Raw genomic sequence first — 20300 nt, forward strand, 5'->3', positions numbered from 1 at the left:
AGCGTCAGTTCCTCACCGACGAAGTGATCCGATGCGGTGACCACGTTGACGACACCGGCTGGGATGTCCGTCTTTTCGGCGATGAGCCGGCCAAGCCGGGTCGCGTTGAACGGGGTGTTGGGCGCCGGCTTGAGCACCACGGTGTTGCCGGTGCCCAGCGCCTGGTCGAGCTTGTTGAGGGTGACTTCGAACGGGAAGTTCCACGGCACGATCGCGCCGACCACGCCGACCGGCTCCCGCCAGACTTTGCGGGTGGTCAGCGCGCCGGTCAGGCTGATGACCTTGTCGCCCAGGTCGGTTTCCCAGGCGTACTCGTCGATCAGCCTGGCGGGGTACTTCAGTCCGTCTTCCAGTGGGGCATCCAACTGGGGGCCGAAAGTGATCGCTCGAGGCGAGCCGACCTCGAGGATCAGCTCCTCGCGCAGCTCATCTATCTCGGACTCGATGGCGTCGTGCAACTGCAAGAGGCAGCGCTTGCGCAGCTCCTTGTTCGTCGACCAGTCGGTCTCGTCGAAGGCGCGCCGGGCGGCGTCGATGGCCCGATGCATGTCCTCCTTCGAGGCGTCGGCAACCTCACCGAGCGACTCCTCGGTCGCGGGGTTGATGTTCGTGAAGGTGCCGGCCTGACCCTCGACGAGCTTGCCGTCGATCATCATCTTCGGCTCGAAGCGGACCTTTACAGCCTCAGTCATATCTGTCACTCTCTTCTGACTCGTTAGAGGGGTGTCCCGCAGAGCGCTGGTTACTCTACGGAGAGCCTTACTGGAAACTAGCCGATTGGCAAGCTGCGACCTCTCCGGGGTTCGCCATTGGGGGTCGAACAGCACCGGTACCGACGTCGGCGACCGGAAAACCTGCCCGCGGATATGCGGGTCGTCGCCGTCCGGATCGAGTCGAAGATTCGGCAGCCGGTCCAGCAAGAGGTTGATGGCGGTGCGCATTTCCAGCCGTGCCAGGTGCATGCCGAGGCAGACGTGCACGCCGTGCCCCCAGCCCAGATTCGCCCGAGCCTCCCGGTGGATATTGAACGTGTTCGGATCCGGGTAGCGATCCTGTTGCCGATTCGCCGAACCCAGCATCGGCATCACCGTCGCACCGGCCGGGATCGCCACCCCGCCGAGCTCGGTGTCGCGGGTCGCCACCCGGGTGATGGTCAGCAGCGGCGGTTCCCACCGCACACCCTCCTCGATGGCCTGCGGCAGCAGCGAGCGATCCTCGCGGAGGGCATCCAGTTGCGGCGGATCCGACAACAACCCGAGCAGCAGGCTGCCCAGCGCCCGGTACGTCGTCTCCACGCCGGCGGGCAACAGCAGCCGAAGGAACGAAAAGATCTCTTCGTCCGCGAGCTTCTCCCCATCGATCTCGGCGGCACCAAGCGCACTGATCAGGTCGTCCTTCGGCTCGGCTCGGCGGGCCTCGAGGATCGGGGCGAAGTAGTCGCACAGGGCAGCCGAGGCCGCAAGTCCGCGTTCCGGATTCATCAGCCAGCTCAGCAGCGAAATCGACCACCGCTGGAACTGCGGGTAGTCCTTTTCCGGCAAGCCCAACAGACCGGCGATGATCTGGCTTGGGTAGTCGAAGGTGAACTCCTTCACCAGATCCGCCTTGCCTTTGGGCGCGAAGTTGTCGATCAGGCCATTCGCCACGCGGCCGACCAACTCGTCTTGCCAGCGCGCCAGCGACTTCTGCGAGAACGCCTTCGAGACCAAGGAACGCAACCGGCCATGGATCGGCTCGTCCATGCCGAGCATCACACCTTCACCCAGCACGGGGCCGAACGCGGCGATGACCGCCGACGACGAAAACGTCTCGTTGTCGCGCAGCATCTGCTGCACATCCTCGTGGCGATAGACGATGAACATCGGCAACGATTCCTCGTGCGGAAGCGCTCCGGACGTCTCAAGCCGCTGCACTGGTTCCTCGCGGCGCAGCCGCGCGAGTTCGGTGTACGGGTCACGCACGTCACCGGAGATCGCGTCGTCGAACGAGCCGAAATCATCGAGGTCGTCGAAAAGCTGTTCCATAATTACCCCTCAGTCCCCTTCATTCCCTTTCAGTCCCTGGCGTCGCCGAGCCGCCGACGACGCCAGGCGCTGCAGCACCGGCTGCGGAAGTACTTTCGCCGCAAAAACCATCGCCTTTTGGGCCGCCGTCAACGGATACGCCCCACCGCGCATCGAGCCTTGTCTGGGTATGCCCAGCACGATCCGCGACATGTGGTGCATGCCCGAAGACGGAAGAATCCTGTTGAAAGCCAACAGCATCGAGGCGTCCGGGCCCACGCCGCGGCGGCGAAACGGCCCCCGGTCGTCGAGCGCCTTCAGTAGTCCGTCGGTGAACCGCTCGGCGGGCCTGGCGAAACTGACCGCGAATCGCCCGCGGGTGTTCATGGTGTTGTGCAGCCGGGCGTACGGGCCGTCGAAATCACGGTCATCGGTGGTGCCGGCGTCGGTGATGATTTCGGTGTCATAGGTGCCGGCGACCAGAACGGTGACACCGAGACCGAAGGGCGCGATCTCGCACGCCATCGACTCACCCCACCGCTCCAACGCTCCCTTGGCCGCCGAGTACGGCGCGGTGCCCGGCTGACCGCGCACCCCTGCCGCGCTGGATACCAACACGATGCGCCCCTCGCCCACCGCCCGCATGGACGGCAGCAGCGCCTGGGTGAGCGCGACGGGGCCCAGGACACTGGTGGCGAACATCTTCTGCCACAACGCCATATCCGTCTCCTCCACCATGCCGGCGGCGGAGATCCCCGCGTTGTGTACGAGCGCATAGGGTGCGCCCACGGCTTCTTCAATTGCCTTGGCCGCCACGGCGATCGACGCGGGGTCCAGCAAATCCAGCTGCACACCGATCAGCCGGTCGTCGTCTTCGCCTGCGCCTGTCGCCTGCCGTAGTAGCGGAAGCCCGCGGTCGGGTGTCCGCATCGCCGCGACCACGCGCCACCCCTCGTTATACAGGCGCACGGTCGATGCGAACCCCAGTCCGCGCGACGCACCGGTGACGACAACGGTGCGCGGCTCAACCATTCGTTCTCGCGGGTTCGCAGCGGCCTTGACCCGGCGCAGGCGGGTCGACATGCGGCCGGCCGTTCGGCTCCCCGCTCGCCCACGTCGACCAGATGCCAACGGAGTACGGGCCTTGCGCGCCCGCCTTTTCGTAAAAGCCTTGTGGATCATAAACTTTGGCTTCCGGATAAGGCCACGGGCAGGCGACGGAGGTGGCCGACTTGCTGATCTTGATGGCGGCGAACCATGCCCCGTAGGCAAAGTAGGACACGTTGATGATGGCGAACATCACCAGGAACGTTCCGAGCACCGGACGACTGGGGAAGATCTTGGCTTTTGCGGCAAGCTTCTCGGCCACCGATTTCCCGGTGTCGTCGCGGTAGCAGAGTATTGCCGCCGGTACCATCACGAAGGTCACCGAGAACGACTCCCAGATCAGCGGGAATTGGAACGTCGTGCCGGTGAATACCGAGCCCCACGGAATCACCTGCGAGTAGATGTACATGCCCATGTGAACGAGTTGGATCTCCAGCCACGCGTCGAAGACGAAGCCGATCGCACAAGTCAGCACTCCGAGACTGACCAAGGGGTGTCGCGACACGAAACTCGTGGGTCCGTATTTCGCCTGCAGCTTGCGCAGGATCCAGACCGCCGGGAAGTACGGGCCGAAATAGAATGTCACGTAACCGAATACGACGAACGGTTCGACCGTCGGCGACAACGACACCAGCGGCCATGACTCCGGCCAGTGGATCAGATCGGGGTTGTAGACCGCGAACGGCGCCCAGTTCATGATCGGGTCCTGCCACACGATCAGCGTGGTGCACAGGAACATCAGCATCAATGGGCTGCCCGGATTGCGCCGCCATCCCCTGATGAACACCACCAGCAGCACGAGCAGCATGATCACGGTGGAGATGTGCAGGAAGGTGATGTAGTCCAGCCCGAAGAGGAACTTCACCGGGCGCGGCCGACCCTGCACGTTCGGGTTGGCGACGCGCGGGTCAAGGGCAACGCGGGCGTTCGCGATGAAGAACAGCACGAACGCCGCCAGCGCAGCACCAGCGACCCATCCGCCCCAGCCGCGCTTTTCGCCTCCGTGCGCCGGGGCGGGCTTGTCGTCTGCCTGCAGGGGTATGGACTGTTCCGTAGACATCGAGTCAGCCTTCCTCTCCGAAGCGATCGACCAGATGCGAGTTGACGCCGTCGGCATCGAGGGTCCGTGCCACCAGATAGCCGGCACCCATCCAGGCCCGCCGCGTCCACTTACCGAACGACACCCGGGTGCCGGGCGCACCGGAGGCGGCCGGCATCATCTTGACCCGCTCCAGCGCCTCCTTGACGCCGCGCGGGCTGAGTGGGTGGGAGTCGCTGAACGCCCGCACCAACGTCGCGGCGACGTCGCGGTTGACGACCGTCACGCAGAACTCGGGACGACTGCCGTTGTACTTCTTCGCGTAGGAGTCCAGGAAATCCTGCCCGATCCGGTTCGCCTCGTCGTACTGGTCGACACCGGTCCAGCCCATGAACGCATTCCACATGATCGGGTTGACCCATGCGTTCTGCCACGCTGTGGTGGTGAACCGGGGCGGATCCCAGTTGACAGCCTCCAGCGCCGGGTTGATGAACACGATCCCAAAGCCGAAGCCTAGGTGCACGATCGCTTCGGCCTTCGCATCGTGCAGGGTACGCACCGCTTCGTTGATGTCCTGTGCGGTCTGCGCGACCGCGACCTCGGCGACGATCCGAATACCCTTGCGCTGACATGCAGTTCGCAGATTCTTCAGGTAGCTCTGCCCGATCAGGCTCTGCTCCATCAGAACACCGATCTCGGTGATCCCCCGTTTGCCGATCAGGTCGGCCAGAAAGATCGGCTCGTCGGTCATCGATCCCTGGGGGAATGCGAAGGTCCACTCGCCCAACCAGTCGTCTGTGCCGGTCACGCTGATCGCGGGCACCTTGAATCGCTCCTCGATCGCTTCGCGCAACGGCACGCAGTTATCGGTGATGTTGGGACCGAAGACGACCAGACAGCCCTCATCAACCAGTTCGCCATATGCATCGATCACCGCCTTCACCGAACCCTTGGGCAGACCCTCCACCTCGCGATAGATCATCTGCACGGGACGGTCCATAACGCCCTGCTCGACCGCCTCCTCGAAAATGAGGTCAAAGGTCTGAGTGAAGGAGGCGAACAGATCCTCCGGAAAGCCCGGCGGCAGCCTGAAGTCCATCAGGTAGCCGACCTTGATCGGTTCTGCGGTGCTTTCGTAGGACATCTGACCTCCTGATCACAACCTCACGCACGCCGAACCGTGGAAAACCTAATATTTGTTCAGACCCTAGCCGCGCGGGTATACAGCGTCAATCATCGGGCCTCCGCCCCGCCCAGATAGATCTCGATCATCTCGCCGAGAGCCTTGCCCACCGCCACGTCGTCGGTGAGCGGCCCGGCGATCGCAGCCCGGGCCGCCTCCGGCATGGTCAGGCCCTCTGCGACAAGCCTGCCCGCCGCGATCAGCACGCGGGTCGAGGCGACCTCACGCAGCCCGCCGGTTTCCAGCCGCCGGATGGCCTGCCCCAAACGCACCAACTCGGCTGCGGTGGCACTATCCACGCCGGCCTCGTGTGCGACGATTCCCTCTTCGACATCGGCTGCGGGGAAGCCGAATTCGACGGCAACCATCCGCTGGCGTGTCGAATCCTTGAGGTCTTTGAGCACGCTTTGATAGCCGGGGTTGTAGGACACCACGAGTCCGAACTCGGGCGCCGCATCCAGCGTGACACCGAGACGCTCAATGGGCAGTTGCCGCCGGTGATCGGCGAGCGGATGCAGCACCACGGTGGTGTCCTGTCGGGCTTCCACCACTTCGTCGAGATAGCAGATCGCGCCCTCGCGCACCGCCCGCGTCAGCGGACCGTCCACCCACACGGTTTCGTCGCCCTGCAGCAGATACCGACCGACGAGATCCGCGGTGGTGAGGTCGTCATGGCAGGCGACGGTGATCAGCGGCCGTCCGAGGTCGTAGGCCATCGCCTCGACGAAGCGGGTCTTGCCGCAACCCGTCGGCCCCTTCAGGAGGAGTGCCAGGCCCTGGCGGTATGCCGCCTTGAAGATGGCCTCTTCGCTGCCGATCGTCTTGTAGTAGGGCCGCATGCTCTCCGCCTCGGTGGTCGCGCCGTTTCGATAGGCGAGTCCGGACTCGTTGGCCATAGCTTCCCTTCTGCCCCGCCGCACTGCGGTGCCTGGAGCCTATCCGGAACAGATGTTTGTTTCAAGTTCCCTGACGACCGGGCCTGCAATAGTGGTGCGCCAACTGTGTTCTGGGACTTGGCATCAAGGTCCTCACGACACCTTCCGGCGAACCTCTGCCGAACGCAGCGCTGAGCGGAACAGCGGCCCGATCACGCCCGCGAGTTGATCCGGGCGCCCGATCGTCGCGTGCGCGGTGTCGCCGAAGACCCTGCGCAGCGACTGCACGTCGGTTCCCGCGCCGATCGTCAGGCACACGCAGCCGGTGCCCCGACGGCGGGCCTCGGTCAAAGCACGCCGCGCGTCGGCCGCACCGTAGGGCCGCTCGTAGCCGTGGTCGTATGCGAGTCCGTCGGAAAGCACCACCAACAGCCGGCGTGACGTTCCGCCGCGTGCCTCCAGGACCGCCGAGCCGTGTCGGATGGCCGCACCGAGACGCGAATAAGCGCCGGGTTCAAGACTGTTCAGTCGTCTCATGACCTGGGAGTCCAGCTGGTCATCGAATCGTTTGACGGGCACCATGGTCACCGCGCTCCGGCCCTGCGAGTAATAGGCGTAGAGCGCAACGCGGTCGCCCAGGTCGTGCAGCGCAACCGCGAGGTTGGCGGCTGCCGCACGCTGTTGCTCGTGCACCGTCCGTCCGACCGTTCCGGGCTCCGCCGCCGACCCCGATACATCGAGGAGCAGCAGCACCGACAGGTCGCGTCGGCGCCGCAGGCTGTCGAGGTACACCGCCTCGTCGGGCACCGACCTGGCTCGCACCTCGACGCGTGCTTCGACGGCCGCGTCGATGTCGATGTCGTCGCCCTGCGACTGGCGGTGGCGGCGGTGCAGTCCCATTCCGAGTCGCGATAACGGGCGCCGCACGCTGATGGCATCTTCGATCGCATGGGTCGCCGTCACCTTGGTCTTCGGCTCGACTTCCCGCACCGTGCACCAGTCGGGCCGGTAACTCTTGCGGGTGACGTCCCATTCCGGATACCGCACGCCGTCCGCTTTGGCTTCGTCGTCGTTGATGTCCTCGCTCGATGTCGAGGCCAGTGATGACACGGCGTGCAGACCGCGATTGGCGGAGTTCGTCCGGTGCGTCGGGGTATCCGCGCCGGGCGGTCCGCCGCCGCTGCCCGTCTTACGCACCGACGACAGCATCTTCTTCAGCCACTTGCCGATAAAGCCGCCTCCGCCAACCGGGCTGGTGAACAAGTCTGGATCGTCGGTTTCGTCGACTTCACCGTCGTCGAGTTGCTCGAGTTCCTTGGCGCCGCGGCTGCGCGGGACGTGTGCGGGTTGCGCCTGATCCTGTGGTGTGGCCGCTCGGGAGGACGCCGCCAGTACCTTCGCGGCGCGAATCACGCCGAACTCCGGGGCCGGGTCGTCGATCACGGTCCGTCCGGCGGCGATGCTCAGCGAAGCGGCAGGCGAGTCGCTACGGCCGGCGATATCGCGGTCGGCCACTGATGCTAAAACACCTGGTAGCAGCGCACTATTGGCGACCAATGCGCGGTGGCCCTCGATCGCCAGAAAGCGCCTGGCCAGTCGTGGATGGCGGACCAGCGGACGCACGACATCGGGGTCCAGGCTGCCGGCCGCAAGCATCGACGCCTGCACCGCAATCGCTTCGAGTTTCGCGCGGGTGCGAGCGGAAGGGTCGACGAAAATCGTCTGGCCGTCCGTCCACGAGGGTTCGCCCGGTTGCAGTTCGGCCACCGCGAGCGCTCGGCCCGCAAGCGCGGATGCGAGCATGCCGAGGCCTTGCAACCGATCGTCAGAAGCGTCGCTTGCCACTTCCGACCTCCGAACCATTGTGACCTCGTTGACCAAATATCTGTTCCAACGTAAAGTCCGGCTTGGCCACAGTCAATCTCGCGAGGTAAACAAGCAAACGTGGATTTCTCGTACCCACCAGAGGTGGAACAGGTCCGCAAGGAGTTGCGCGCGTGGCTGGCCGCAAACCTCACCGACGACGTTGTGGCCGCCGGCCGCCAGCGGGGCAAGGACGACGCCGCGTTCGAAAAACTTCGAGCCTGGAACGCGACGATGGCCGACGCCGGATGGGCCGCTGTCTCCTGGCCGCAGGAGTACGGTGGCCGCGGTGCAACGGTGCTCGAGCAGCTGGTGTACGCCGAGGAGACCACTCGTGCTCGGGTGCCGATGCCGCTCAACGTGATCGGGATGAACAACATCGCACCCGCGATCATGCAGTACGGCACCGAAGCCCAGAAGCGCACACTGCTTCCCCGGATGATGCGGGCCGACGACATCTGGTGCCAGGGAATGTCGGAGCCCGAAGCGGGCTCAGATCTCGCGTCGCTGCGCACCCGCGCCGTACGGGACGGCGATGATTTCGTCGTCAACGGCCAGAAAATCTGGACCTCGCTGGGCTACCGCGCCGATTGGTGTCAGCTGTACGTACGCACCGACCCGGATGCACCCAAACACAAGGGTATTTCCTGCCTGATCGTGGACATGTCGTTGCCGGGCATCGAGGTCCGCCCGCTCGTCACGCTCAGCGGCGAAGCCGATTTCGCGGAAGTCTTTTTGAACGACGTGCGGGTGCCCGCGGATGCGCTGCTCGGCCCGGTGAACGGAGGCTGGCGGATCGCGACAACGACGCTGAGCCACGAACGTGCCGGCGCGGCGCGCCTCTACACCGAGATGCAGATGCGACTGGCAGAACTGGTGGCCGACCTCGCCGACGTTCACATCGACGGTCGGCCGGTGCTCGGCGATGCCACGACGTTGCGGCGCCTCGGCGAAATCGCTTTGCGTATCAAATATCTCGAGGTGCTGTGCCAGCGCTCGATCTCGGCGATTCTGCACGGGGGCGACGCATTCGGGTCGGCCAGCCTTGCCAAGACGATCTGGGGCGAGGTCGGGCAGGAGATTGCGGCGCTCGCGTTCGACTTACTCGGCTCGCACGCCGACGGCCGTCGCTGGGCCGACTATCGCTTGACATCGCGATCGCTCACCATCGCCGGCGGCACGACGCAGATCAACAAGAACATCAACGCGCAGCGGGTCCTCGGGTTGCCGCGCTCATGAACCTGGAACTGAGCGACGAGCAGATCGCGTTGCGCGAGACCGTGCGAAGCTTCCTTGCCGAAAAGGCGTCGATTGCCGGACATGTCCGCCCGATGCTCGAGGATCCAACCGGCACCACCGAGGCGGTCTGGCGTGGGCTCGCCGACCTGGGGACCATCGGGCTACTGGTGCCACCGGAATACGACGGTGCCGGTATGACGATGGTCGAGGCCGGCATCGTCCTCGAGGAGCTCGGGGCCGGACTACACCCCGGACCATGGCTGTCCACCGCGGTCGCCGCGACTCGCGCACTGATGCGGTTCGGCGTGGATAGCGCCACCGCGGCACCGCTTTTCAACGGCATTGCAGACGGCTCCACCATCGCGACGGTGGGCCCGCTCGACGGCGCTCGCCCAACTGCTGTCAAACAGGCCGACGACATTGTGCTGCGTGGCGCGATCGACAACTTCTGTGATGTCGCCGCCGCCGACGTCCTGCTCGTGCTGGCCGACGACCAGGACGGCACAGGGCTTTTCGCCGTCCAGACGTCGGCGCCAGGCGTCGACGTCACGGCGCAAACCGGAATCGACCAGACCCGCAAGCACTTTCGCGTGACCTTCGACGGCACACCCGCGCAACGTCTGGCCACTGCGCCGCCGGATGCCGTCGAGGCGCTCGTCGACGACGTGGTCATCGCCTGGGCCGCCGACGCGCTCGGCGCCGCGCGCGCAGTCTTGCACTTGGCCGTCGAATACGCCAAGGTGCGCCGCCAATTCGGCCAGCCGATCGGCGCTTTCCAGGCGGTCCAGCACCTCTGCGTCGACATGTTCGAAACGGTTGAACTCGCCCGCAGCGGCGTGATCCACGCGCTGTGGGCGGCCGACGCCGGTGATCGTGACGAGCGGCATATGGCTGCGATGCGCGCCAAAGCGTTCGCCGGGCGGCTGGCCAGCGTTGGCGACAACGCCATTCAGGTATTCGGCGGCATCGGCTACACCTGGGAGCATGATGCCCATCTGTATCTCAAGCGGCTGCTGAGCTGGAACGCATTTCTGGGCGGACCCGACCGCTACCTCGTCGACGTGGGTGCGCAATTCGTCGATGTCGTCGTGCACTGACCTGGAGGGAGAGTGGCAATGATCGACTTCACCGGACAGGTGGCTATCGTGACCGGCGCCGGCCGGGGTCTCGGACGCCTGTATGCGATCGAATTGGCACGCCGCGGCGCCGCGGTGGTGGTCAACGATCTCGGCGGATCCATGCACGGCGATGGTGCGGACACCAGCGTCGCCGACGCGGTCGTCGAAGAGATCGAGCGCGCCGGTGGTGTCGCTGCGGCGTCACATGATTCGGTGGACAGCCCGCAGGGTGGAGAAGCGATCGTCCGCACTGCCATCGACCGATTCGGTCGCCTCGACGCAGTGGTGAGCAACGCGGGCATCTTCAACAGCGTGCCCTTCGAAGACTTGTCGCAGGCCGACTGGCGGCGGATGCTGGGCGTGCACCTGGACGGCGGGTTCTATTTGAGCCAACCGGCATACCGGGAGATGAAGGCGGCCGGCTACGGGCGGTTCGTGTTCATTTCCTCGTCCGGCGGGATGTTCGGACAGCCCCTGGAAGCCCACTACGCGGCGGCCAAGGCGGGACTGGTGGGGCTGGCCAATGTCATCGCCATCGAAGGAGCCCAGCACGGGATCCTCGCCAATACCGTGCTGCCGTTTGGGTTTTCGCGAATGGTCACCGAAACCGTCGGAGATCCCAAAGCGCTTGAAGAGACCGGATTTTTGAAAGTGATCCAGCCCGAGCTGGTCGTGCCGATCGTTGCATTCCTGGCCAGTCGGGCCTGCGAGTTCACCCATCACAACTATTCGGCCTGTGCCGGGCGCTTTTCGCGAGTCTTCGTGGGCCTCGGTGAGGGTTGGCTCGCAGAGCCGGGCAGCAGCCCGACGGCAGACGACGTCGCGGCACATCTCGCCGAAGTCTCGGCCACCGAGCCGTTCACCGTTCCCGGATCGATTTTCGAAGAAGTCTTCGCGGTCTGCGAAAGGCTCGGCGTGAACGTGTTTTCACAATGACGACCGACATTGAGCAACTGCTGACCGCGACGAGATCGGCGCGAAAGTCGCTCGACTTGGATGCGAGCCTCGATGTCGGTGACATCCGCGAATGCCTTCGCATCGCGTTGCAGGCGGCAAACGGCTCTAATGCGCAGTCCTGGCGGTGGCTGGTTGTCACCGATCCCGGTTTGCGGGAAAAGCTGGCGGGGCTCTACCGGGAGGCGTATCTGCTACGAGTCGGTGGGCAGATGCTGGCCGATCTGATGCCGGCCGGCACCCCGGAGGGCAGGCTCATGTCGTCCACCGAGTGGCTGGTGGAGAACTTGGCGAAGGTGCCGATGCTGGTAATCCCTTGCTACCAGCCGTATCTGCCGCGCATCGACGGTGACGAGTCGTTCTACCAGGCGACGCTATACGGCTCGATCTTCCCGGCAGTGTGGAACTTCCAGCTGGCGCTGCATGCCCGCGGCTACGGCACCTGCGTCACGACGCTGCACCTGCACCGCGAGAACGCCGTCCGAGAACTCCTGCAGATCCCGGAAAGCTACGCGCAGGGCTGTCTGCTTCCCGTTGGCCGCCTCCGCGCGGGTCATACCTTCCGCCCCGCCCCCAGGCGTCCGCTCGAAGAGGTCGTTGCCGTCGACGGCTGGAACGGAGCGCCGCTCTGAGATCGAGATTCATGCTTCAGCAACCATCCGAGCCTGCAGCCGCACAGGGCTCTGGCCGCCTAGACTTGCCCGATGCCGATTCGTTGGTCCGGTCTGGGCGACCCGGACGTTCTCGCATGACGTCGCGGGGACGAGGTGCCGCCAAGCACATCCCAGACTTGGCAGACGACCGTGGAGGTGCCTACGACGATGGCACTCGTCGCACCGAAATCCTGCAAACCGCGGCGTCGTTGATAGCCTCCTCGGGCCTGCGCACATCACTGCAGGAAATCGCGGACGCGGCGGGCATTTTGCCGGGAAGCCTGTACCACCACTTCGAGTCGAAGGAAGCAATTCTCGTCGAGCTGGTCTGGCGTTATTACGCCGACTTGGAGCGCATCGGCGAGATCGCCCAGGGGAGATTGGACAAGCCCGACTCGCGGCCGGTCGCTGACGAGATCTACGAGTTGGGTTCGGCGATCGCACGCTGCGCGGTACAGCATCGCGCCGCTCTGCAGATGTCGTTCTATGAGGCGCCGAGTGCCAATCAAGTGCTCGTCGAACTCCTGCAAAATCCGCCCACCGCTGTCCAGCAGGCAATGCTGCAGACGCTGCGCGCCGGCAGATGGAGTGGCTACATCAGATCCGATATCGACCTCCCGACGCTGGCCGACCGGATCTGCCAGACCATGATGCACGTCGGACTTGACGTCGTCCGGCACACCGCCGCACCCGACCAGACCGCGGCCGTCTTGTGCCGGATCATGTTGCACGGTTTGGCCGCCCGGCCGCCCAGTGACCGGGAATTGGATGGCTCCCCCGCTTTCGCGGCCGCCGAGGCGGCAATCAAGACGTGGAGCGACGAAGGCGAGTCCGATGCCGACGACAAGGCCGCTCATGTCCGTGCGGTGGCACGAGCCGAGTTCGGCAGAAAAGGTTACGAAGTCACCACCATCAGGGACATCGCTTCCGCGGCGGGACTGGGTACCGGAACCGTCTACCGGCTCATCGGGTCGAAAGACGAACTGCTCGCGTCGATCATGGAGTCGTTCGGTAAGAAAGCCGGCGGTGGCTTCGCCAGCGTTCTGCGCACCGACGCCACGCCAGTGGAGAAGCTGGACGCACTGAGTTGGGTCAACATCAACGCGTTAGATCAATTTCCCGACGAGTGGAAGATTCAACTGGCGTGGATGCGCCAATCGCCGCCGGACACGCCCAACCCAGGGCTGGCGTTCACGATGCGACTACGACAACTCAGAGCGTTGCTGTCTGAAGGGATCCAGTCGGGCGACATCCGCATCGAGGATTCCCCTTCGCTGTCGATGCTCGCCCGCTACGTGATGGACGTCATCTGGGTGCCGGAGAACATCGTGCGGGCTCAAGGCAAGCAAGCGGCGCTGGTCAACGCCCGCGATACCGTGCTGCGCGGTGCCGCCGACCGCGGCAGACGCAAGTAGGACCCGCAATCTGGTACCAAACATCTGTTCCCGTAAAGTACTCGTGAGCCTTACTGTTGGCATCCCCAGAGAGGATTGAAATGACTGGTATCGAGCAGTTCCGCTACGACGGCAAGCGGGCGCTGATCGTGGGAGGTGCCACGGGCATGGGCGCCGCGGCGGCCAAGATCGTTGGCGCACTCGGAGCCGAGGTCATCAACATGGACTACGCGCCGGTCGCCTCCGAACTCGGCCGCGGGATCCAGGTCGACCTTCGGGACCCGGCATCGATCGACAGCGCACTCGAGCAGGTCGGCGGACCGGTCGACGCCCTGTTCTCCGCCGCCGGCATTGCCGACGGTCCAGACCTGATGAAGATCAACTTCATCGGTCACCGGCACGTGATCGACCGACTGCTGAACAACAACCAACTCAACCGCGGTTCGGCAATCTGCTTCATTTCCTCGGTGGCCGGCATCGGATGGGAGAGCGATCTGCCGCGGCTTCAGGAGTTCTTGGCCACGCCTGACTTCGAGTCCGCAGACGCCTGGGTCAAGGCCCACGAGGCGGACAACTTCGGCCATTACGGCACCAGCAAGCAGGCCATCAACGCCTATGTCGCGACGCACGCATTCCCGTTCCTGGCTAAGGGCGTGCGGATCAATGCGATCTGCCCCGGCCCCACGGACACTCCCCTGGCCCGGGCCAACGCCGATCTGTGGCTGACTTTCGCGCAGGACTACCGAGAGGCCACCGGCGCCCAAGTCCACACCCCGGAGCAGATGGGCAACGTGATGGCGTTCCTCAACAGTGACGCCGCCGCGGGTGTCAACGGCGTGACACTCCTTGTCGACTATGGACACGTCAATTCATCGAATACCGGAACTTTCGCAGCCGGGAAACCCATCATCGACTTGCTCATGGGCCGGATCTCGCTCAACTAGCCGACCACGCACATTTACTCCCGAAGACGGCCTCGCGGCTGGTAGAAAAAGCGTGCGACGAGAGCACGCGTTCACGCGGCCGTCGGAATGGAGGTGCGCGGTGGGAAGTCGATTCGTCACCGTGGCGGTGACCGTTCTAATGGTGGCATCCTGCGCAGGATGCTCGCATTCGGAAAAACCGACGCAGCAAACCGCGCGAATCACCGTCGACAACAACACCCGCACCTCGCATGCCGTCACCTGCGATCAGGTTCAGTGGTTGTTGACCGCGCACATCGCCGCAGCGCCGGCAAGTGTGCGGGTGTCGCTCAAGCTCGATTCCGAAAAGCCGAAGCTTGAATCGGTCAACATCGACAACTTCGCGGGCTTCACCGGCGTCGCCGACGCGGGGGCCGGTGATGCGAAAGTCGTTTTCGCCAACGGCACCTACACCATTACCGGCACGGCCGAAGGATCTCAGCTGAACGATCCACGCGTTTCGCTTACCGCGCCGTTCAAGATCGAGGTGGGGTGTTGACCGACGGCGGCCGCGGGTCAGATCGACGTCAAGGCGTCCGCGGCCGTCGCGCCGACATCTGCCGGCAGTAACCCCGCCAACCGTCGCCCGTAGCGGCTATTCCGGACCGTCGCTGCGCGGCGGTTTGACGTCTTGACCTGGAGGTGCGTTATTGAGCCACTTCCTAAGCCGGAGCAGGCTCTCGACCACTATTCCGATGGCCAAGACGGTCAATAACACCCAAATCGCGGCGCTCACACCTGCAATGGTGACAGGTCGAAGGTCGGTCTAACCGCCTTGCCGCGCTTTCACGATATTTTCGAGAGTTGCGCCATCACACCGGCTGCCTGATCCGGGCAGTGCTGGCGGATGGTAGTACCGGTCAGGGTGCCGGCATTGGTTGCGTTGTAGCCGCGGGCCTCAAGGGTGCTTTCGATGGTGGCCAGGCTCGCGCCATTCCGCAGTGCGGCACAGATGTCGAAACGCGAGTCAACGGACGCGGCCTGTGCCGGCGCAGCGACCGCCAACAGCGCGGCCAGTCCAGCCGCGGCGACGATGAGTGACCCGACCACGGCCACTGCGCGACCCTTGCTGCCCACGCTCCGGTGGATCCACCACGCCGCGGCCATGGCCGCAATCGCGGAGCCGAGAACCAACAGGGTCACACCGTCTCCGAAGGCGAGCAGCAAGATGACGCCCGCAAGGACCCAAAGCGTCTCGGCGATGGGGTAGTGGGTTTCGTGGCGTCCGGCGATCGTGGTCTGCTGCATGTCAGCCTCGCTAGCTGTGGGAGCCACCGTCCGATTTAGTGACCGCTACCGTTCACCAACGCTCGGGCTCCGGAAATGCTGCCCGGTCCGGTGGGATAGTTACCCATTTCACAGCCGGTTCTCCCATGGCGCCGAAATCACCCACGAGCAGGCGGCGGCGGACACCTCCAAACCACGCAGGCACCTGCAACGAAGGGCTAATTAGTTCGGGAACTGCGGCGCCAGCTTTGCGAATTCGTCGCAAGTGATACCAATACCAGTGATGCCAATGTTAAAGAAGTTGTTCTAACTGCTATTCCGCGCAAAATGAATTCGCGCCATTTACGCAGGCAGTCAAGCTGTACATGGCATTTCGCGATGCACGCACGTTTGAAATCGCAGTCGCTGGGCTACGCCAACCCCGTGCGGTTTCACCCAATGCTGGGTAGCCGCGAAACGATCAGGAGCAAAAAGGAGCCCATCGTGAAGTTCACAACGAGCACTGTTAAGACGGCAATCGGCGCCGCCGGAATAACCGCAGCGAGCGTTGTCGCCGCAGCAGCCGCCTCGGCTGCGCCGCCAAACATCCAGGGATTCGGTACCAGTGAACCGCTGATCGAGGGACCCTTGGTGACCAACTACACGGTGAGCAACCTGCAGCCCAGCAACGTTGCGATCCCCGGCTACACGCCTAAAGGAACGCTCTACCAGGCTGACATCACCGTCAGGTCGGACGGCGGGCTTGTTACCCCAATGGTTAACGACTTCATCGCCCGCGGGCCCAACGGTCAGAACTACCGGGTGATCGACAAGGTTCAGGCCCCGGGCAGCCTCAACCCGGCGCCGATCCCGCAGGGCAGCGAGTCGACCGGCACGCTGTACTTCGACGCGACCGGCGCACCCCCGAATGGCGTCGTCTACAACGACGGAATGCAAGACATTCTGATGTGGACGTCGAACGTGCCGGGGACCTCGGCCCCTAATGGACAGCCGAACTCGCCTGGCGCACCGCAGAACTCAGCTCCGGCGCCGGGCACGCTGCCTGGCCCGGCCACGACCTAATCCGGCCGCAAATATCTCCCCGCGCCACGCGTAGTGGCGCGGGGAGATTGCGTGTGCGGGAATCGGTGCGGGCGGAGAGACTCGAACCCTATTCAGCTACCCGCTCACGCCACCGAAATGGCTTCTAGCTGCGAAACACATAACGGTACTTCACGCCAGTTATCTGTTACCGACGCCGAAGTGTGCCCAATGTGTGCCCACGGCGTGGTGAAAGCTTCCCGCAATCCCGCGGAAAGGCCCCGGCGACGGCTGTCACCGCCGCCGGGGTATCGCCGCAAAGGTGAGCAGCATTAAATTGCATATCAAGCACATGTTCCGCAACAATGCATGTCGAACATGTGTCGCAGGGATTCTCTTGCCCCACAACGAATCCCGTCTACGTCTGGTGACGTACCCCTGCCACTGGACCAAGGATAGAGAAGCCGACGTCGTCGCTTACATACGGATCGGCAAGATGGCTTGGGCAGTAGACTTCCGCTGATACGGCGATGAATCTGATCGCGGTCCTATGAACCCGAGCGGACTCTAGGTGGTAAGCCGGATTTTCCTCGAATATACCGTTCATCTCTTCGTTTACCACGGTATAGACCGAGGCGCCGCCATCGAGTTCGCCACAAATTTGATGGGCTCGGGCGACGAGAGCAGGCAAGTTATCGATGAGGGGAACCTGATCTTGTTCGAGCAGCGCCACAAACTGATCCTGCTGGCTTGGGTCGGCGCTTGCCGCGCCAGCGCAAATAATTGCGGCGGTCAGCACCACCGAGGCGCTAACCAGAGCGTCTGCAAGGCTGGTGATGCCGGTGCGCTCGGCAGGATTTCCATTCCTTCGGTGTCATCTGCTCAGTATCTAATTCAACCCGAGTGACGACAGGACGTCCATAGGCACGGAAGAATCTAACCACCGTCGGCAGGTCCGGAATTCCCAGGCGCGCAGGTGTACCCGCCGAGATGTCGGTGGCAGCCGCTCTCCTGCGGACTCGAGTACGACCCCGGCACGGGGACGTGGAACCCGGGCGGGTAACGCCGCGTCGTATTAGTAAAGTCGTTTTAGTAAAGATGACCCTGGACACCTACGCCGACCTGTTTGACGACGATTTGGACGCTGTCGCGGTCACTCTGCATGCCAGGTATTCACCGGAAAGTGTGCCCAAAATGTGCCCACCAGATGCCCAGGAGGCACCACAGTGAGCATAGAAACATACATCTACCTGCGCGAATGCAGTCACAGCATCGGTGCGGGCGGAGTTGTGGTGCTAAGGGGATTCGAACCCCAGCCTTGACCAGGCAATTTACCGTCTTACCTGCGGTTTCGCTCCGTCTCGTTCCGATTCGCTCCAGCCCTTTACCTGCGGTTCTTGAACGTCCGCGGACTCGACGGAGTCGCCCGCGTGTGACTCGGAACCCTAGCGGATAACCCCAGCGATGTCGCCGGACATGGCGCCCAACTGGCCCGACCACGAGCCCCAGCCGTTGTCACCACCGACCGCGATGTCGAAGTGGCCATTGTGCCCGCCGACGGTGCGGTACTGCTGGTAAAACTCCAGGTTTGATCCTGTCGCCTGGTCGGGGTAACCCAGCACGGCCGCAGGATCGCTGGCACCGGATTTCGCGGAGTAGACCCAAACACGGGTGTTGTTTTGCGCCAGCAGCGCGGCGTGGACGTACGGGTCGTGCCACTTCCACCGGCCCAATTGCGGCGCTCCCCACATACGGTTGCCGTCAATCCCACCGAACTGCTGCAGCCCGGCCAGGATCGCGCCGTTGTAGTTCGTGCTGGACGGGTACAGGAAACCCGACATCGAACCGGCATAGCCAAAGCGATCCGGGTGGAAAGCGGCCAACGCCATCGCTGCGTACCCGCCCTGTCCGGCGCCGACAACAGCGTGACCGCCGGGGGCGAGACCTTTGTTTGCGGCCAACCAGTCGGGGAGTTCGCTAGATAGGAAAGTATCCCACCGCTTGCTGCCGTCCTGCTCCCAATCGGTGTACATGCTGTAAGCACCACCCGCAGGTGCGGCAACCGAGATTCCTTTGCCGGCAAGCGTATTCATCGCCTTTCCAGCGGTGACCCAACCACTCACATCGGGACCGGCATCAAACGCGTCCAACAAATAGACAACATGTGGCCCGCCTGCCATGAAAGTCACCGGTATATCGCGGCCCATGGCCGCTGACGGCACCATGAGATTTTCCACCGCAGCCGCACGAGCGATGCCGGTAGAAGAGTCGATCTCCGTGACGGTAGCCGACGCCACCGCCAACGCCACGGCTAACAGCACTCTCGAGAAAACCAACCGTCTCCTCATGTCCACCTCACTTCGTCACGGTGCCTGTTGATTTGTTGCGCTTTGCGACTCGATGCAGATCACTGTGCAACCGGGAGTGTCCGGCACCACCGCCTGGGGCGGCCAGACCGGTTGCTGCGCGGGCATCGCCGGTGGGCCGAAGTCGATCAACGGCATCTGGGCCAGCGGGTCGGTGGACGGCAGGCCGTGGACATTGAGTGGCAGCCCCGGCCCGAGCCCCTCGGGGTTCTCCAGATGCAGGTCAGCGAGCGGCGGTGCCGGCCCGGTCACCGGTGGCAGGTCTACCGGAACCACGCCGGTGGCATAAGCCGCGGCCCACCCCAGCACATTTCGGGCGTATGGGATCGAGTTGTTGTAGCGCAAGATTGCCGTCATTACCTGAGACTGGTCTCGCAAGTTCAGCCCGCCGCTGCACAGATACCGCGCGGCGGACAGGGTGGAGTCGTAAAGGTTCTGGGGATCGGCGATGCCGTCGCCGTCGCCGTCGGAGGCATACCGTGCCCAGGTGCCGGGCAGGAACTGCATCGGGCCCATGGCGCGCGCGTAGCTGACTCGACCGCCCGCGCTGCTTTGGACGATGACCTCGTTCCCGGGCAGCGTGCCATCGAGCGCGGGTCCATAGATCGGGTGGACGGCGGTACCTCGGGCGTCGGTCGCACCGCCGTTGGCGTGTCCAGATTCGATGCGTCCGATGCCGGCCAAGAGGTTCCAGCTGATCCCACAGTCGGGATCGGATGCGGCCATTTTTTGCTCGGCGTTACGGTAGGCAGCAAGGGCCATCGACGGAATGCCAACTGCACTAGGGGAATTCACCACCACGGCGGGGGGCGCCGCCGACTTAGCGGCCGCAACGACATGCACGTTGGTCGGTGGCCGCGCGACCGCGACCACGGCACGCCCTGATGACTTGCTCACGGAAGCTGCGACAACCGCCACCGAAGTATTGGCAATAGGGGGCAAAGCCGGCGCGGGCGGGGGTATTCGGCGTGCCCCGCCGCCGGCGGCACAAGCAAGTACCAAGGGAGCTATCGTAGCGATGCTCAACGCCGAGTGCCGCATCAGACGGACTGCCGATTGGCGCGACCTGGCACGGTGGCGCTGGCCAAACCTCCAGACAGCCAAGGCCTTAACCGATCCGCACACCACGGCCGGCTCTTCGGCATGTGCCCTCAGGCGGTGGCGTGCCATTTGTCTAATATCCGCGTTGGGTGGGGATCGAGGCGGTGTCGGCGTCTTCGTCGCGGTGCCGGCCCGGACCGTCGGGCTCGTCGGCGTAGTCGGGGACGGGGTATTTCTGGGTGCCCTCCAGCGAGTC

The 20300-nt window shown here is 64.2% G+C and carries 17 protein-coding genes and 2 pseudogenes; 8 read left to right on the plus strand and 11 right to left on the minus strand.

The features are described from left to right. The 7 genes and pseudogenes from VKI00_RS17215 to VKI00_RS17245 form a co-directional block, all read right to left on the minus strand. Positions 1-692: aldehyde dehydrogenase family protein (locus VKI00_RS17215; protein ID WP_324439476.1), on the minus strand; the 692-nt coding region annotated here is incomplete at its 3' end. A 117-nt stretch (positions 693-809) separates the two neighbouring features. Further along, positions 810-2024, minus strand: a pseudogene (locus tag VKI00_RS17220) (cytochrome P450); the annotation flags it as partial. A 9-nt stretch (positions 2025-2033) separates the two neighbouring features. Further along, positions 2034-3035: an SDR family oxidoreductase gene (locus VKI00_RS17225; protein WP_324439443.1), complete on the minus strand. Its 1002-nt coding sequence runs from the start codon at positions 3033-3035 to the stop codon at positions 2034-2036. After that, on the minus strand, positions 3028-4170 hold the full coding sequence (locus VKI00_RS17230) for a spirocyclase AveC family protein (protein ID WP_324439445.1): 1143 nt from the start codon (positions 4168-4170) through the stop codon (positions 3028-3030). Before VKI00_RS17230 ends, VKI00_RS17225 begins: the two co-directional genes overlap by 8 nt. 4 nt (positions 4171-4174) lie before the next feature. After that, complete coding sequence (locus VKI00_RS17235) at positions 4175-5293, minus strand: ABC transporter substrate-binding protein (RefSeq protein ID WP_324439447.1); 1119 nt, start codon at positions 5291-5293, stop codon at positions 4175-4177. 89 nt (positions 5294-5382) lie between these two features. Then, complete coding sequence (locus VKI00_RS17240) at positions 5383-6228, minus strand: CbbQ/NirQ/NorQ/GpvN family protein (RefSeq protein ID WP_324439449.1); 846 nt, start codon at positions 6226-6228, stop codon at positions 5383-5385. A 132-nt stretch (positions 6229-6360) separates the two neighbouring features. Continuing rightward, on the minus strand, positions 6361-8070 hold the full coding sequence (locus VKI00_RS17245) for a nitric oxide reductase activation protein NorD (protein WP_414687229.1): 1710 nt from the start codon (positions 8068-8070) through the stop codon (positions 6361-6363). Positions 8071-8151: 81 nt separating this feature from the next. Here VKI00_RS17245 and VKI00_RS17250 point away from each other — a divergent pair, with 81 nt between their 5' ends. From VKI00_RS17250 to VKI00_RS17280, 7 genes are all read left to right on the plus strand, one after another. Further along, positions 8152-9309: an acyl-CoA dehydrogenase family protein gene (locus VKI00_RS17250; RefSeq protein WP_324439453.1), complete on the plus strand. Its 1158-nt coding sequence runs from the start codon at positions 8152-8154 to the stop codon at positions 9307-9309. Continuing rightward, complete coding sequence (locus VKI00_RS17255) at positions 9306-10406, plus strand: acyl-CoA dehydrogenase family protein (RefSeq protein WP_324439455.1); 1101 nt, start codon at positions 9306-9308, stop codon at positions 10404-10406. Before VKI00_RS17250 ends, VKI00_RS17255 begins: the two co-directional genes overlap by 4 nt. A gap of 18 nt (positions 10407-10424) precedes the next feature. Beyond that, entirely contained in the window at positions 10425-11363 is a 939-nt protein-coding gene (locus VKI00_RS17260) for an SDR family NAD(P)-dependent oxidoreductase (protein ID WP_324439457.1), read from the plus strand. After that, positions 11360-12013, plus strand: a complete 654-nt coding sequence (locus VKI00_RS17265; protein WP_324439459.1) for a nitroreductase family protein — start codon at positions 11360-11362, stop codon at positions 12011-12013. The genes VKI00_RS17260 and VKI00_RS17265 overlap by 4 nt, the downstream gene beginning before the upstream one ends. A gap of 116 nt (positions 12014-12129) precedes the next feature. Beyond that, positions 12130-13449 carry a TetR/AcrR family transcriptional regulator gene (locus tag VKI00_RS17270; RefSeq protein ID WP_324439461.1) on the plus strand — a complete coding sequence of 440 codons (1320 nt, stop codon included), beginning with the start codon at positions 12130-12132 and terminating at the stop codon, positions 13447-13449. Positions 13450-13529: 80 nt separating this feature from the next. Continuing rightward, positions 13530-14372: an SDR family oxidoreductase gene (locus VKI00_RS17275; protein ID WP_324439464.1), complete on the plus strand. Its 843-nt coding sequence runs from the start codon at positions 13530-13532 to the stop codon at positions 14370-14372. A 100-nt stretch (positions 14373-14472) separates the two neighbouring features. Continuing rightward, positions 14473-14889: a lipoprotein LpqH gene (locus tag VKI00_RS17280; RefSeq protein ID WP_324439466.1), complete on the plus strand. Its 417-nt coding sequence runs from the start codon at positions 14473-14475 to the stop codon at positions 14887-14889. 287 nt (positions 14890-15176) lie between these two features. Here the strand turns inward: VKI00_RS17280 and VKI00_RS17285 are convergent, their stop codons facing one another. Then, positions 15177-15638: a hypothetical protein gene (locus VKI00_RS17285; protein WP_324439467.1), complete on the minus strand. Its 462-nt coding sequence runs from the start codon at positions 15636-15638 to the stop codon at positions 15177-15179. A 462-nt stretch (positions 15639-16100) separates the two neighbouring features. On the opposite strand from VKI00_RS17285, the gene VKI00_RS17290 reads away from it, so the two are divergent. Next, positions 16101-16679 carry an MPT63 family protein gene (locus tag VKI00_RS17290; RefSeq protein WP_324439469.1) on the plus strand — a complete coding sequence of 193 codons (579 nt, stop codon included), beginning with the start codon at positions 16101-16103 and terminating at the stop codon, positions 16677-16679. A gap of 376 nt (positions 16680-17055) precedes the next feature. Here VKI00_RS17290 and VKI00_RS17295 read toward each other — a convergent pair whose 3' ends face one another. The 3 genes and pseudogenes from VKI00_RS17295 to VKI00_RS17310 all read right to left on the minus strand — a co-directional run. Continuing rightward, the gene (locus tag VKI00_RS17295; RefSeq protein WP_324439472.1) at positions 17056-17436 is read right to left on the minus strand and encodes a DUF732 domain-containing protein; all 381 of its coding nucleotides are present in this window, start codon (positions 17434-17436) and stop codon (positions 17056-17058) included. 646 nt (positions 17437-18082) lie between these two features. Continuing rightward, positions 18083-18985, minus strand: a complete 903-nt coding sequence (locus VKI00_RS17305) for an alpha/beta hydrolase family protein (RefSeq protein ID WP_324439474.1) — start codon at positions 18983-18985, stop codon at positions 18083-18085. A 45-nt stretch (positions 18986-19030) separates the two neighbouring features. Further along, positions 19031-20044: pseudogene (locus VKI00_RS17310) on the minus strand (lytic transglycosylase domain-containing protein); the annotation flags it as partial. Positions 20045-20300 lie beyond the last annotated feature (256 nt).

This window comes from Mycobacterium sp., assembly GCF_035314665.1.
Classification (GTDB): Bacteria; Actinomycetota; Actinomycetes; order Mycobacteriales; family Mycobacteriaceae; genus Mycobacterium.

What these genes read in the sequence shown, in the direction of transcription:
- VKI00_RS17245 (WP_414687229.1), bottom strand. Translation starts at nt 8,070, where the DNA reads ATGGTTCGGAGGTCGGAAGTGGCAAGCGACGCTTCTGACGATCGGTTG.
- VKI00_RS17260 (WP_324439457.1), top strand. Translation starts at nt 10,425, where the DNA reads ATGATCGACTTCACCGGACAGGTGGCTATCGTGACCGGCGCCGGCCGG.
- VKI00_RS17270 (WP_324439461.1), top strand. Translation starts at nt 12,130, where the DNA reads ATGACGTCGCGGGGACGAGGTGCCGCCAAGCACATCCCAGACTTGGCA.
- VKI00_RS17230 (WP_324439445.1), bottom strand. Translation starts at nt 4,170, where the DNA reads ATGTCTACGGAACAGTCCATACCCCTGCAGGCAGACGACAAGCCCGCC.
- VKI00_RS17255 (WP_324439455.1), top strand. Translation starts at nt 9,306, where the DNA reads ATGAACCTGGAACTGAGCGACGAGCAGATCGCGTTGCGCGAGACCGTG.
- VKI00_RS17285 (WP_324439467.1), bottom strand. Translation starts at nt 15,638, where the DNA reads ATGCAGCAGACCACGATCGCCGGACGCCACGAAACCCACTACCCCATC.
- VKI00_RS17240 (WP_324439449.1), bottom strand. Translation starts at nt 6,228, where the DNA reads ATGGCCAACGAGTCCGGACTCGCCTATCGAAACGGCGCGACCACCGAG.
- VKI00_RS17265 (WP_324439459.1), top strand. Translation starts at nt 11,360, where the DNA reads ATGACGACCGACATTGAGCAACTGCTGACCGCGACGAGATCGGCGCGA.
- VKI00_RS17235 (WP_324439447.1), bottom strand. Translation starts at nt 5,293, where the DNA reads ATGTCCTACGAAAGCACCGCAGAACCGATCAAGGTCGGCTACCTGATG.
- VKI00_RS17225 (WP_324439443.1), bottom strand. Translation starts at nt 3,035, where the DNA reads ATGGTTGAGCCGCGCACCGTTGTCGTCACCGGTGCGTCGCGCGGACTG.
- VKI00_RS17305 (WP_324439474.1), bottom strand. Translation starts at nt 18,985, where the DNA reads ATGAGGAGACGGTTGGTTTTCTCGAGAGTGCTGTTAGCCGTGGCGTTG.
- VKI00_RS17275 (WP_324439464.1), top strand. Translation starts at nt 13,530, where the DNA reads ATGACTGGTATCGAGCAGTTCCGCTACGACGGCAAGCGGGCGCTGATC.